This window comes from Tunturiibacter psychrotolerans (genome assembly GCF_051013365.1).
In the GTDB taxonomy this organism is placed as follows: domain Bacteria; phylum Acidobacteriota; class Terriglobia; order Terriglobales; family Acidobacteriaceae; genus Edaphobacter; species Edaphobacter psychrotolerans_A.
Window position 1 is genome coordinate 3,966,761 of sequence record NZ_CP132941.1, and the last position, 13,634, is coordinate 3,980,394.

13 protein-coding genes are annotated in these 13,634 nt (G+C 59.3%); 6 read left to right on the forward strand and 7 right to left on the reverse strand.

From position 1 onward, the window contains the following. Positions 1–105: 105 nt before the first annotated feature. The gene (locus tag RBB76_RS16635) at positions 106–1,407 is read left to right on the forward strand and encodes an amidohydrolase family protein (RefSeq protein ID WP_429629693.1); all 1,302 of its coding nucleotides are present in this window, start codon (positions 106–108) and stop codon (positions 1,405–1,407) included. Between the two features lie 22 nt (positions 1,408–1,429). Here RBB76_RS16635 and RBB76_RS16640 read toward each other — a convergent pair whose 3' ends face one another. Further along, complete coding sequence (locus RBB76_RS16640; RefSeq protein WP_429629692.1) at positions 1,430–1,939, reverse strand: DinB family protein; 510 nt, start codon at positions 1,937–1,939, stop codon at positions 1,430–1,432. Between the two features lie 164 nt (positions 1,940–2,103). After that, complete coding sequence (locus tag RBB76_RS16645) at positions 2,104–2,865, reverse strand: enoyl-ACP reductase FabI (RefSeq protein ID WP_429629691.1); 762 nt, start codon at positions 2,863–2,865, stop codon at positions 2,104–2,106. Positions 2,866–3,025: 160 nt separating this feature from the next. On the opposite strand from RBB76_RS16645, the gene RBB76_RS16650 reads away from it, so the two are divergent. Then, positions 3,026–4,342: a Gfo/Idh/MocA family protein gene (locus RBB76_RS16650; protein WP_429629690.1), complete on the forward strand. Its 1,317-nt coding sequence runs from the start codon at positions 3,026–3,028 to the stop codon at positions 4,340–4,342. On the opposite strand, the gene RBB76_RS16655 is transcribed toward RBB76_RS16650, so the two are convergent. From RBB76_RS16655 to RBB76_RS16675, 5 genes are all read right to left on the reverse strand, one after another. Next, the gene (locus tag RBB76_RS16655; RefSeq protein ID WP_429629689.1) at positions 4,339–4,716 is read right to left on the reverse strand and encodes an EVE domain-containing protein; all 378 of its coding nucleotides are present in this window, start codon (positions 4,714–4,716) and stop codon (positions 4,339–4,341) included. The two genes, RBB76_RS16650 and RBB76_RS16655, sit on opposite strands and share 4 nt — an antisense overlap. 55 nt (positions 4,717–4,771) lie before the next feature. Continuing rightward, positions 4,772–5,629 carry a glutamate racemase gene (gene murI / locus RBB76_RS16660; protein ID WP_429629688.1) on the reverse strand — a complete coding sequence of 286 codons (858 nt, stop codon included), beginning with the start codon at positions 5,627–5,629 and terminating at the stop codon, positions 4,772–4,774. Positions 5,630–5,648: 19 nt separating this feature from the next. Next, positions 5,649–6,317 (reverse strand): GerMN domain-containing protein, encoded by a 669-nt coding sequence (locus tag RBB76_RS16665; protein ID WP_429629687.1) that lies wholly within the window; start codon positions 6,315–6,317, stop codon positions 5,649–5,651. After that, positions 6,314–7,033 (reverse strand): N-acetylmuramoyl-L-alanine amidase family protein, encoded by a 720-nt coding sequence (locus tag RBB76_RS16670; protein WP_429629686.1) that lies wholly within the window; start codon positions 7,031–7,033, stop codon positions 6,314–6,316. The genes RBB76_RS16665 and RBB76_RS16670 overlap by 4 nt, the downstream gene beginning before the upstream one ends. Before the next feature lie 234 nt (positions 7,034–7,267). Then, positions 7,268–8,680 (reverse strand): DUF1015 domain-containing protein, encoded by a 1,413-nt coding sequence (locus RBB76_RS16675; protein WP_429629685.1) that lies wholly within the window; start codon positions 8,678–8,680, stop codon positions 7,268–7,270. Positions 8,681–8,958: 278 nt separating this feature from the next. Between RBB76_RS16675 and RBB76_RS16680 the strand changes: the two genes are divergently transcribed. The 4 genes from RBB76_RS16680 (at position 8,959) to RBB76_RS16695 (ending at position 13,563) form a co-directional block, all read left to right on the forward strand. Beyond that, entirely contained in the window at positions 8,959–10,089 is a 1,131-nt protein-coding gene (locus tag RBB76_RS16680) for a VWA domain-containing protein (RefSeq protein ID WP_429629684.1), read from the forward strand. Beyond that, positions 10,073–11,227, forward strand: a complete 1,155-nt coding sequence (locus RBB76_RS16685) for a VWA domain-containing protein (RefSeq protein WP_429629683.1) — start codon at positions 10,073–10,075, stop codon at positions 11,225–11,227. The genes RBB76_RS16680 and RBB76_RS16685 overlap by 17 nt, the downstream gene beginning before the upstream one ends. Before the next feature lie 209 nt (positions 11,228–11,436). Continuing rightward, positions 11,437–12,363: a PLP-dependent cysteine synthase family protein gene (locus RBB76_RS16690; protein WP_429629682.1), complete on the forward strand. Its 927-nt coding sequence runs from the start codon at positions 11,437–11,439 to the stop codon at positions 12,361–12,363. A gap of 39 nt (positions 12,364–12,402) precedes the next feature. After that, positions 12,403–13,563 carry a trans-sulfuration enzyme family protein gene (locus RBB76_RS16695; RefSeq protein WP_429629681.1) on the forward strand — a complete coding sequence of 387 codons (1,161 nt, stop codon included), beginning with the start codon at positions 12,403–12,405 and terminating at the stop codon, positions 13,561–13,563. Positions 13,564–13,634: the final 71 nt, after the last annotated feature.

The following is a 13,634-nucleotide window of genomic DNA, read 5'->3' on the forward strand; positions in this document are numbered from 1 at the left end:
TCCGGCGTTTCGCAGAGTCGCTTGAGCACTGCAGTTTGGATGTTGTGCGGTGCGCTCGGCGTTGTGAGGCACGTTTTGAGAGTTTCGCGGTATGCTGCTGGGATTATGAAAAAACTTTTTTGTGGGATGGTTGTCGGGTTGGTGGTAGTGACTTGCGCCGCGCAGGATGTGGGTGCGGCTAAGCACGTGACGGTGTTGCATGCGGCGCGGATGCTGGATGTGGCGGCGGGAAGGGCGGTGTCGCCGGGTGAGGTGTTGGTGGAGGGAGAGAAGATTGTTGCGGTGGGGACGCACGTGGAGCGGCCTGCGGGGGCCGAGGTCATTGATCTGGGTGACACGACGCTGATGCCGGGGTTGATCGACGCGCATGTGCACCTGTTTTTGCATCCGGGGGCAGAGGATCTGCAGACGGTGCAGGAGAGTGTGCCGGAGAGGACCTTGATCGCGGCGGGGGCGGCGAAGGCGGATCTGATGGCTGGGTTTACGGCTGAGCGCGATATGGGAACCGAAGGCGCGGGGTGCGCTGATGTTGCGGTTCGGAATGCGATCAATTCAGGGTTGATTCCGGGGCCGCGGATGCGGGTGAGTTGTAATGCAATTGATTTGACGGGCGGGCATGAGGATGCGATTGGGTACAACCCGGCACAGAAGGTGCTCTCGAATGCTGACTATGCGGACTCGAGCGAAGAGATTGTGAAGGTGATGCGGGAGCAACGGAAGGGCGGTGCGGATTTTACGAAGGTGTATGAGACGGGGAAGGATTCGTTTCGTGGTAGTGAGTTTCAAACGCCGTATCAGTACACCGAGGCCGAGCTTGCCGCTGCGGTGAGGGAGGCTGAACGGATGGGTGGTGGTGTGGGGTCGGGACGTGGGGTGGCTGTTCATGCGACGGGAGAGCCGGGGACAGGGTTTGCCGTGGCCGCGGGGGTTGCTTCGGTGGATCATGCATACCAGTTGAACGACGCGACGATGAAGGCGATGAAAGAGAAGCAAATTTATGCGGTTCCGACGTTTGCGATTGCGGAGTACTTTGCGGAGCATGCGGCGACTCCTGCGCGTGCCGAGTGGGATCGTAATGAGCAGAATTATCATGCGGCCGAGTTCAAGAAACAGCTTGCGGCGGGTGTGCCGATGGCTGTGGGGAGCGACGTGGGGCCGTTTCCACATGGAACTCAGGCTCGTGAGTTGGAGTTGATGGTGGAGTTTGGGATGAAGCCGGCGGCGGTGTTGCAGGCGGATCTGCTGAATGGTGCGAGGCTGTTGGGTTGGGCGGGACAGATTGGGGAGTTGAAAGCTCGATACCTTGCGGATGTGATCGCCGTGTCGGGAGACCCGTTGCAGGATATCTCGGCGACGACGAAGGTGGTGTTTGTGATGAAGAATGGCGTCGTTTACAAACGGCCTTGAGGGTCAGCCTGAGGGATTGCTCTCAGGCTGACCACTGCTCGTCGGCGGATGGGCCGTAGAGTGCGGGGACGGGGATGTCGTTGAGGCGGAGGTAGACGCCTAACTGCGCGGTGTGGTGGATGAGGTGGTCGAAGCACATCTGGCGGAAGGCTTGGGAGCGCGGGTTGTGGGAGATGATTTGTTCGCCGTAGGAGAACTTCCAGAGTTTTGAGAGATGTTCGTCGGTGGCGGCGGCAAGTGAGGCGCGGCACTTCGAGGAGCTTTCGTCGAGCTGTGTCAGGAGGTTGTCGCGTGTGGTGAAGACGAGCGGCATATGAGGGCGTTTTGAGTTGGCCATGTCCATGCCGTCGTCTTCGAGGATGTAGTGGCCGAACATGAGGAGGGTGGCGCAGTGCATGGCGAGCCTGCCGAAGGGCATGGATTTGTCATGACATTTCCAGTCGTTTTTGTCTTCGGGAACACGCTCAAGGGTGCGGCGCGTGTTGGAGACCTCGGTGTCGAAGTCCTGGAGAAGAATTTCAGCGATGGTCATAGTCACTCCTTTGAATTAGGAGTGAAGGATATACGAAGAGGGTTGCTGCGGAATTAGATAAATGCGAAATGCTGGGTCTCTCACCTGCGCAGCGGACGATAAGAGTGTCCGCTGCTTCGGTCGAGATGCCGTTGTTTTAGGGTGGGAGCGGATAGGCGATTTTTTTAGAGGCCGGTGGCGTTGAAGCCGCAGTCTACGAAGGTGATTTCACCGGTGATGCCGCTGGCTAGATCGCTCGAAAGAAATATGGCTGCGTTGCCGACTTCCAGGGCGTCGACGTTGCGGTGGAGCGGGGCGCGCTGTTCGACTGCGGTGAGGATGCTGGTGAAGTCGCTGATGCCGCGAGCGGCGAGAGTCTTGATGGGGCCGGCGGAGATGGCGTTGACACGGATCTTCTTTGCGCCGAGGTCAGAGGCGAGATAGCGCACGGCGGCTTCGAGTCCGGCTTTCGCGACTCCCATGATGTTGTAGTTAGGGAAGACTTTTTCTGCGCCGTAGTAGGTGAGGGTGAGGATGGAGCTTCCTTCGGCCATCAGAGGTTCGGCGCCGCGAGCGAGCGCGATGAGAGAGTAGACGCTTATGTCGTGAGCGATGCGGAAGTCTTCGCGGGCTGTGTTGAGGACGTTGTTTTTGATGTTGGGAGCGAAACCGATGGAGTGGACGAGGATGTCGATTTTTCCATAGGCGGATTTGAGTTGCTCGAAGACGTTGTCGATGTCAGCGTCGATGGAGACGTCGCAGCGGAAGGTCTTGGTGTTGGGCAGGTCGGCGGCGAGCTCTTCGGCTTCGCGCTGGAGGCGCTCGTTCTGGTAACAGATGGCAAGGGTGGCACCGGCTTGGGAGAGCTTCTGGGCGATGCCCCAGGCGATGCTGCGTTTGTTGGCGAGGCCGAAGACGACGGCCACTTTGCCTTTGAGGTCAATCATGATGTTGGATGTCTCCTGTTCAATTACGCAAGACTGAGGATATCAGCGTGGTGTGGTTTCCGCTGTTGGGAGCGACTAACGAAGAGCACAAATATAGTTGCTGTGACGCGAAAGATGCGTCGTGGTCTATGCTGGATTCGCAGCTAAGGAGACCAAGGGTATGTCGGAGTTTTCGCGGAGACGGTTTTTGCAGACGGGTAGCGGGTTGGCGATGTCGGCGGTTTTGCCGGGTGCGGTGGTGCTTGGGGAAGAGCAGGCGCAGCCGGTGGCCAGTGGGGACCGGGTGAGATTCGCGAGCATTGGCGTGGGGATCCAGGGGTCTCAGCTGCTTAGGAACGCGGTGAGTCTGCCGCAGGCGCAGTGTGTGGCGGCGTGTGATCTGTATGACGGGCGGCATACGCTTGCGAAGGAGATCGCAGGGGCGAACATCAAGACGACGCGGCGATACCAGGAGATTTTGGAGGATAAGGATATTGAGGCGGTGATTGTAGCGGTGCCGGATCACTGGCATAAGCAGGTGACTGTCGATGCGATTCGCGCGGGGAAGGATGTGCACTGTGAGAAGCCGATGGCGCACACGATCCCCGAGGGCGAGGAGATGGTTGCGGCGGTGAAGGGAAGCAAGAACTTTGTGCAGGTGGGCTCGCAGAGGGTGAGCTCGAAGGTGTTTGCGAAGGCGAAGGAGCTGTACGACTCGGGCGCGATTGGCGAGGTGCATCAGGTGGAGTTGCAGTTGGGGAGGAACTCGCCTGGTGGAGCGTGGGTGTATCCGCCGCCGCTTGATCTGTCGCCGGAGACGCTGGACTGGGTGACGTGGCAGGGAACTGCGCCTAAGAAGGCGTTCGACCCGATTGCGTTTGCTCGGTGGCGTGCGTTTCATGAGTACGGCACGGGCATGGCGGGCGATCTGATGGTGCATCTGTTGACGGGAATGCAATTTGTAACTGGGATCAATGCAATTCCGGATCGGGCTTATTCAATTGGGGGAATCTATCGCTGGAAGGATGGGCGGAATATGCCGGACCTGATGGTGACCTCGTTTGAGTATGGCAATGTGCCGGTGACGGTGCGACTGACGCTGGGGACGGAGACACCTGAGGTGACGCGGATTATGGGCCCGAAGGGTGTTATTGAGATCTCAAATACCAATACGGTCACGTTGATTCCCGAGCTGGGCGTGGATCGCTCGCCGGCTTATGGGATCAATGGGTTTCCGGCGGCGATGCATGCGGAGTATGAGAAGCAGTGGCACGCCGAGCATGATGCGTTTCTTGCGGAGCATCCGCTGGATGACACGATGATGTGGAAGGGGCCGTCGTGGGATGAGTTGAGGCCGCATCTGGCTACGTTCTTCGATGCGGTGAGGTCGCGGAAGCCTGTGGTGGAGGATGTGGTGTTTGGGCATCATGCGGCGGCGGCGTGCCACATGGCGAATGCTTCTTACTTTGAGAAGAAGGTGATTCTGAAGACTGCCTAGGTGGTCAGCCAATCGTACTGCGCGTCGGTGAGCGGGACGACGGAGAGGCGGAACTGGCGGAAGAGGATTGAGTCTTTGAAGACGGAAGCAGTGCGCATCTCGGCGAGGGTCTTCTCAGCTTTGAGGCGCTTGACCGGCTTGATGCGGACCTGTGGGTTTTTGGGATCGGTGGCGTCGACGGAGACTACTTTCGCCAAGCCCACGGCCGCTTTGCCGATGTTGGAGTGGTAGATGACGAGTTGTTCGCCCTTCTTCATGCCACGGAGGTAGAGCAAGGCTTGGGGATTCGAGATGCCGTCCCACGTGGTTTCGCCGTCGCGCTGAAGGTCGTCGAAGGAGTATTTGTTCGGTTCGGTCTTTAGCAGGAATGCCATTTGTTTGTCTCTTTTCGTTGAGGTCAACAATAACTTGCGCGTGGCCGGATCTAGTTTAGCCCCCGAGGTCGATAAGATTTACTTCGGCGACGGGCTGGCCTAGGAAGTTAGAGCCGAGGCGCTGGAATTTTTCGATGGAGTCGGTGGCGTAGAAGGTGCAGGTGGGTTTGGCGTCGCTGGAGCGATCGGGAAATTGTTGGGCTACGAGGGCGGCGGTGGCGCGAGCGGCCGCGTCGGCGGAGTCGATGATGGTGAGGGGGTGGCCGATGGCGTCGAGGGTGCGGTGGATGGCTGGTTCGATGAGGGGATAGTGGGTGCAGCCGAGGAGAAGGGTTCGAGTTGCTGGGGCAGCGGCCAGGGCTTCGGTGAGGTATATCTTCAGGACATCGTCGGTGACGGGATGGTTGGTCCAGCCCTCTTCGACGAGAGGGACGAGGAGGGGGCAGGCTTTTTCACTGGCTTCGAGGCCGAGGGCGTTGAGGGCGTGGGTGTAGGCGTGGGATTGGACCGTGGCGACGGTGGCGAGGACCAGGACGTGGTTTGGGCCGTCGGGGAAGCTTGAGGTGGTGAGGGCAGCGTGGGCTCCGGGCTCGACGACTCCAATGACTGGGATGGGAAGAGCTTGCTGGATGTCTGGTAGGGCGAGGGCAGTGGCGGTGTTGCAAGCGATGACGAGGAGGTCGGCGCCCTGGGCTTGGAGGAACTTTGCGCTGGAGACGGCGTAGCGAGCGACGGTCTCGCGCGACTTGGAGCCGTAGGGTAGACGCGCTGTATCGCCGAGGAAGATGTAGTGGGCGTCGGGGATGAGGGGGAGGAGCGCTCGGAGGACGGTGAGGCCGCCGAAGCCAGAGTCGAAGACGCCAATGGTGAGGGACTTTGCGGTGTTTGGCTGGGCTGAGTGGCTTTCGATCATGGCTGTTTATAGCTTTCGTTTATAACTGCGGAGTTTCGGTCGGCGGAGCCGGGTGGACGGTGGTGTCAACCGCGGGATAGGTGCGGAGGAGGTCGGCGTGGCCGGCGAGGGTGTCGTGAGGCTGGCCGTCGACGAGGAAACGGATACTGGTGATCTCGGGAAGAGCGGCGTGGAGCGTTCCGATGATCGATTGCAGGGTGAGGGCCTCGACCTGAATGCCGGAGGGGTGGTTGTCTACGAAAGAGCCGCGGAGATTGACGATGGCCAACTGTTTAGCCTGCGGCGAGGTAGTTTCGGAAGAACTCGTTGAGGGACTGTCCGGTGTGTTGGTTGGTTCGTTGAGCAGGAAGACGTCATCGACTGCGAGGCCGCTTTGGAGCGGATGTTTGGAGGTGGGGAGAGAGTAGGCAGAGAGGAGGTGATCGAGCAGGGTGCGGGCGCGGAGAGTGGGGGCCTGGGGCAGGGCTAGGGATTCGGTGGTTGGTGTGACGGAGGCGTCGGTGTCGTTGGCGAGGTAGAGGGTGACGTCCTCGGTGCTGGTGGCTGTGGGGGCGGCGATGGGGGTGGCGTCGTTGAGGGCGGCGAGGCGTTTGTGGGCCTGCTGGCAGCCGCGGAGCAGGAAGGCGGACATAAGGAAGATGCCGGCGAAGAGGCTCCAGAAGAGGATGCGCTGGTAGCGGGGGATCATCGCGTGACTCCGACGGGCGCGCCGAGGTTTCTGCGCCAGGTGGTGAGGCCGGTGGCGATGGCCTGGGCTATTTGCTGCTGGTAGTTGGCGTCGCTTACGGGGGTTGTGTCACCGTCGTCGGGGGTGAGGGGGGCGATCTCGATGGCGATGGCGGGGCAGGTCAGGTTGTCGAGAGGGCGAAGGGAGGAGCGGGTGAGCAGGACGGGAAGCCTGGCGTGAAGGAGAGCGAGGCCGAGGGTGTTGGCTAAGGCCACGCTTTGGGGGATGGAGGCGGATTGGGCCGTGTCCCAGGGAATCGCGTGGCGGGTGTCAGCGTAGTTGTCGTCGGGCGGGGCGAGGTCGGAGGTGATGATGTGGATGCCGTTGCCGCCGGCGGTGGCGTGGAGGATGAGGCAGGCGGTGGGATGGGAGTGGTTGGCTATTTCGGCGCGCTGGTCGGTGGTGAAGGCGGCTGAAGGGTCGGAGTCGCGGGTGGTGATGACGGAAAATCCGCTGGCGGAGAGGACGGAGCGGAGGCGGGCAGCAAAGGAGAGAGTGACGGTCTTTTCGGGCAGATTGTCGGAGAGCCGGGCCCCGGGATCTGAGCCGCCGTGGGCTGGGTCGAGGAAGATGACGGTGCGTGGGAGGGGTTGCTGGGCTGAGGCTGGAAGGGTGGCGAGGCTCGTCAGGAGTGCGAGTAGGAGGCGCGCGGCGATGGGCTTAGCGGGGAGAGTCAAGGGATAGTGTGTGGTCGCGGGTTTGATTGTAAATGGCGGATAAGGATGTGTGGGTTACCGTCAGAAGTGATGCGTGGGAAGACTAAAGGGAAATTCGGGGGTTTCTCCACTGCGGCGCTCACGATGAGACTGTGAGCGCCTTCGGTTGAGATGACGGTTTCTGATTTCACGCGGAGAGAAAAACGCCCGACACCATCCTCTGAAAGGGATTTCCTGTCTTGTAAGGCGGGTTAGTTAGTCGAGGGCGTAGATGGCGAGGCCGCTGAGGAGTTTGGGGTAAAAGTCGGTGGATTTTTGGGGCATGACGTCGCCGGAGAGCGAGATGTCGCGGAGCTGGTCGAGGGTGATGGGTTTGATCAGGAAGGCGATGTCCGCATCGCCGCTGGTGACCAGGGCTGTGGCTTCGGAGGCCTCGCGGATATAGCGGACGTTGCCGAGGCGGGTGATAGTGTCCTGATCGAGGCCGAGGAGCTTGTCGAGGATGATGGAGTGGAGTTGGACGACGTCGAGCTGAGCCTGGCGGGGTGAGATGCCTTTGAGGGCTTGTGCGATGACGTCGGGTTTTGGGGTGAGGAGGTAGTTGCCATCGCCGGTTGCGGCGAGGAAGGCGGTGCCTTGGGTGGCGTTGAGGGCGGTTAGAGCGGGGCTGTCTAGCTCTTTGACGTTGAAGTAAGCGCTGGCTTTGGTGACGAAGTCGGGCGAACTGAAGCTGGGCAGGCCGTGGACGACGCGGTGGGTCGGCAGGATAGTGATTCCGGGGGCGTCCATGTTGACGAAGGTCATCATCATGGCTGCTTCAGGGAAGGCTGGGGTGGGAAGCATGGAGCGAGTGTCGCCGTCGGCGATGACTGAGGGAGAACCGTGCTCGTCGCCGGGGATGGGCTGCTTGAAGGGGAGTTTGAGCTGGGCAGAGCGCTCCTTGGCGTAAGCGACTGAGGTCTCGTAGCGATGGTGGCCGTCGGCGATGATGAGTTTCTTGTCGGCCATGGCGGTGAGGAGGAGATTGATGATGCTGGGATCGGAGATCTTCCAGACTCGGTGGACGACGTTGTACTCGTCGGTGATGGCGAGGTCGGCTGGAGCGGTGTCGGGGCCGTTCGGGCCACTGGCGCCGAAGATCAGTTTTTCGGCGGTGAAGGCGGGGTCGGAGTAGAGCATGTAGATCTGCTCGCAGTAGGCGCGGGTGGCCTTGAAGAGAGCGAGGCGGTCGGACTTGTGTTTGGGGAAGGTCTGTTCGTGGCGGTAGACGACCTTGTCGGCGTAGTCGTAGAGGTGACCGAGGGCGATGAAGCCGCGGCGTTCGCGGGTTTCGCTGGTGCCCGGCACTTCGTAGGTCTGGGAGTAGCCGTAGACGGCGGGTTCGGATTCTTCGGCGAGGATGCGATCGCGGCGCCACTCGCGGAGGGTTTCGGCGGCTCGGGTGTAGACGTTGTGTGCCTGCTCGCCTGCGGGGAGGAAGTCCTGAGGATCGGTGTCGCCGGGTTCGTGTTTGCCGAGAATGACGCGGATCAGGTTGTAGGGGCTGGCTTCGTAGTAGCGCTGCTGCATGGCCGGAGTGATCTTGTCGTAGGGCTGGGTGACGACGTCTTCCATGTTGACGCGGGCGGGGTCGTAACGGAGGGCGCGAAAGGGGTAGAGACGGGCCATGCTTTGAGGTTTCTCCAACTTGGAATATGAGGTGATTGTACGGGTTGGAGTGTGAAAGACAGAGGAAGAAGGGTCAGGTCGAATCCGGAAGCGCACGGAGAACGTTGAGGAGACAGAAGTACGACGTTCTCGCAAGGAAATGATGACAAAAGGGGTTGACACGAGGTCTATTATCTTCAGAACGCAAAAACTGATGGACTGGCGGTCTGGGTAAGTTGACTATCGAGGAGACGATGTGAAGTCCTCACTGAGATTACGGCTGATTGTCGTGAGGACGCATGGGTGCCAAGATGGAAATCAACACGCGAAACGGAATGGATGAGGGTAGTGGGCGGAGAGGCTTGCAGTCGGGTCGGCGGGTAGCGCGGCGAGCTGTTTGGGTTGTTGCAACGTTGCTCTGGGTGGGGCTCTGGGCTTCGGCAGGGAGTGGAGTTTGCGGTGCGCAGGAGCAGGAGAATCCGCTGGATGTAGTGCATACGCCTACGCCTCCTCCACCGCCTAAGACGCCGGAAGAAAAGAAGCCTGTTATTGAAGGAGCGGCAAACGCAGCTGCGCTGGGAACCTCAAGGCGTGACGCGCGCATTCGTGTGGACGTGAATCTGGTGCTGATTCCAGCTACCGTGACCGATCCGATGAACCGTTTGGTGACGGGGTTGGAGAAGGAAAACTTTGAGGTTTATGACAACAACATCGGGCAGGTGATCAAGAGCTTTTCCACGCAAGACGCGCCGGTGACGATCGGGATTATCTTCGACCTGAGCGGAAGTATGTCGTCGAAGTTTGTGAGGGCGCGGAAGGCGTTGAGTGAGTTTTTGAGGACGTCAAATCCGCAGGATGAGTTTTTTGTGGTGGGCTTCAACGACCGGCCCGCCGTGATTGTGGATTATACGTCGGATGTGGACGACGTCGAGGCGCGGATGGTGATGTTAAAGCCGGAGAATCGGACGGCGTTGATCGATGCCATCTATCTTGGCGTGGATAAGTTGAAGCAGGCGAAGTATGAACGCAAGGCGTTGCTGATCATCTCCGATGGCGGCGATAATCGGAGCCGCTATACAGAGGGCGAGCTGCGGCGGGTGGTGCGGGAGAGCGACGTTCAGATATATTCGATCGGTATCTTCGACCAGTATGCCCCGACGACCGAGGAGCAGCTGGGGCCGCTTCTGCTGACCGATATCTGCGACATGACAGGGGGACGGATGTTTCGGGTCTCTGAGTTGGGGGATCTGGGGGATATTGCTTCGCGGATCAGCGCCGAGCTGAGAAATGAATATGTGATTGGATACCGGCCTTCGGAGGTGAAGCAGGATGGGAACTGGCGTAAATTGAAGATACGACTCGTTCCGCCGCCAGGGCTTCCAAACCTGACGGTACATAATCGCCAGGGGTACTATGCACCTTCGCAGTAAGAGTTTTTCATTGGGTATGGCCGCCGCGGGGTGGTTGGCGCTGCTATTGGGTGGGGTTGGCGGATGGGCCGAGCGGCCGGCGTCTCCGCAGACATCCGCGAAACAACAGCCCTCATCGCAACAGCCTTCGCTGACTATCGATCGCGACCCTGTGGCTTCGCCGGACCCAGACCCGCCGGCGCAGAGCCAGACTGGCGCGCCTCAGGGTGTGGGAGCAACTGGTGCGATCTCTCGCGAGGGTGGCAAGTACACGCTGCGACAGGATGCCTATGAAGTCCGGTTGAATGCGACCGTGCTCGATGGGAGCGGACGGTCGGTTCAGACGTTGGATAAGGATGCGTTTCACATTTATGAAGACGGCGTGCCGCAGACGATCAACTCCTTTCGGCACGAGGATTTGCCGGTTTCGCTGGGGCTGCTGATCGATAGTTCAGGATCGATGTATGACAAGCGGGTTTCGGTAGATAAGGCCTCGCTGGATTTCGTAAAGCTATCGAACCCGGAAGATGAAGAGTTTCTGGTGGACTTCTCATGGGAGGCGTTCATCGACCAGGACTTTACGAACAATATCGACAAGCTGCAGCAAGGGCTGGGATACATCAAGTCGAGCGGTGGGACGGCGATCTACGATGCGCTGGTGGCCTCGGCGGATTATTTGAGCAAGAACGCGAAACATCCGAAGCAGGTGCTGCTTGTGATTACGGATGGCGAAGACAACGCCTCGAGCGCGACGCTGGAGCAGACGATTCGGAGGATTCAGGATCTGGATGGGCCGGTGATCTACTGCGTGGGTTTGTTATTTGGCGAGGATACCGATAAACGCGAGTCGCGGCATGCGCGCAGAGTGTTGGAGACTCTCGCGGAACAAACGGGCGGAGCGGCTTACTTCCCGAAGTCGGTGAAAGAGGTGGATGCGATTGCTGCGGAGGTGGCGCAGGATATTCGCACTCAGTACACGATCTCGTATCACTCAACGAAATCGCCGACGCTGGGCGGGTATCGCGAGGTGCACGTAGAGGCGAAGTCGAAGAACTTCGGAAGACTGTCGGTCCGAACGCGGACAGGATACTACCCGAGAGTGGTCGCGGATGCGAGCAAAGGCGCCAGCGCGGGCTTTAGTGCAGGGAGCAAGCCTTGATGGGAAAGGTTGAGGCTATCATCTGCAAAGTCTTCCTTAATTCTCTTTATATGGTGGGGTTTAGCCTTTAGCGAAAGCTACACGTCCACTACTTCAGAGCTGCTGGCCCCAGAAGAGATTCTGATGCCTGTAGGAAAGATGTGGTCGTGAAGTGAGATGATGTCGAAGGCTTCCAGAAGGGGGTTCCAGGAAAGGCAGAGGGTTGGTTGATGAAGGTTGTCGAAAGCATATTGGAGCTGGTGGGGCGGACGCCGATGGTACGTTTGCGCCGACTTGAGTCGGGAAGCGGCACTGAGAACTGTGCGGAGATCTGGGCAAAGCTGGAGTATTTGAATCCTGGTGGAAGTATTAAGGACAGGGCCGCACTTGGGATTGTGCTGGATGCGGAGCGGCGGGGAGTTTTGCAGCCGGGCGGAACGATCGTAGAGGCGACGGCAGGGAATACCGGCGTTGGGTTGGCGCTGATTGGTGTGACTCGTGGGTACAAGGTGATGCTGTATGTGCCGGAGCAGTTTGCCGAGGAGAAGTGCAAGCTGATGCGTGGGCTCGGGGCGACCGTGGTGCGGACACCTGAGGATGAGGGCATGGCAGGCGCGATTCGGAGGGCGCTGCAGTTCGAAAAAGAGACCCCGGGAGCGTTCGCCGCGCTGCAGTTTGAGAATCCGGCGAATCCTGACTTTCATGAGGAAACGACGGCGGTGGAGATCTGGGAGCAGATGGAAGGCCGCGTGGACGCCTGGGTTTCGGGAGTGGGATCGGCGGGAACCTTTACCGGGGTGGCGCGGTTTTTCAAGAAGAAGCGAGCGGAGATTTTGACCGTTGCTGTGGAACCACAGGGAAGTGTGCTGGAGGGCGGAGAGCCGGGGCCGCATAAGGTGGAAGGGATTGGGGTTTCGTTTATTCCTGCAACGTTTGACCGCTCTGTCTGTGATCGCGCGATGATGGTGATGGATGAGCCGGCGTTGGAGATGGTTAGGCGGTTGGCCGAGGAAGAGGGTGTGTTCGCGGGGTCCAGCGCAGGTGCGATGTTGTGCGCGACAGTTGATGTCGCGAAAGAACTTGGAAGAGGGAAAAGAGTGGTAACGGTGATCCCGGATTCGGTTGAGCGATATCTGTCGAAGGGACTGTTGAACTAATTTTTAGATTTGAATAGATTGTGATTATTGAGGTTACAAATGAAGGAAACGAAGAAACGGCCTGGATTTGCAACGCGGGCGATCCATGATGGGCAGGAGCCGGATGAGTTGACGGGTGCGGTGAATGTGCCGATTTATCTGACTTCGACGTATCAGCAGGAGGAGATTGGGAAGAACAAAGGGCATGAGTATGCGCGGCTGACGAACCCTACGCGGGATGCGTTGGAGGTGAGCCTGTGCTCGCTGGAGGCCGGAACGAGTGCTCATGTGTTCGGCAGTGGAATGGCTGCGATTACGGCGTTGTGCACGATGATGAAGTCGGGCGACCATGTGGTGTGCTCGGACAACGTGTACGGCGGGACGGGACGCTTGTTCGACAAAGTGCTGACGAACTATGGGCTGACCTTTACCTATGTGGACACTAGTGTGGCGGAGAATGTTGCTGCTGCGATCACGCCGGCGACGAAGCTGGTGCATATCGAGACGCCGACGAATCCGATGATGTCGCTGACGGATATTGGGGCTGTGGCAAAGATCTGTCATGCGAAGGGTGTGGAGTTGAGTGTCGACAATACGTTCCTGTCACCGTATCTGCAGCAGCCGCTCGCACTGGGAGCGGATATCGTGATGCACTCGACGACGAAGTTTTTGAATGGGCACTCGGATGGGCTGGGCGGGGTACTGATCTGCACGAAGCCGGAGCACGCTGAGACGTTCCGGTTTGTGCAGAAGTGTACGGGCGGAATCTTGTCACCGTTTGAAAGTTATCTGCTGCTGCGTGGAGTGAAAACACTGGCAGTGCGGATGAAGCAGCATGATGCGAATGGGCGCGTGGTTGCCGATTTCTTGAAGAGCCATCCTAAGGTGCAACAGGTGTTTTATCCGGGACTGGTGGAGCATCCCCAACACGAACTCGCGAAGCGACAGCAGAGTGGATTTGGGTCAATGATCTCGATAGAACTGGGGTCGCTGGAGAAGGCGAATGCGTTTGCCAAGGCGTTGCGCCTTGGACTGCTGGCGGAGTCGTTAGGAGGGGTGGAGACGCTGATTTGTCATCCTGCCACCATGACACATGCTGCGGTGGGAGCGGAAGGTCGCGCACGCCTGGGGATCACCGATGGATTGATGCGGGTATCAGTCGGAATTGAGGATGTGGATGATATCGTCGCGGACCTAGGACAGGCTCTGGACCGGATTTAGATTTGCGGGGTTTCAACCGTCGGGCGCGGGCCTAACAGTCCGCGCCCTTATTCGTGACGGTTAGGCGACGT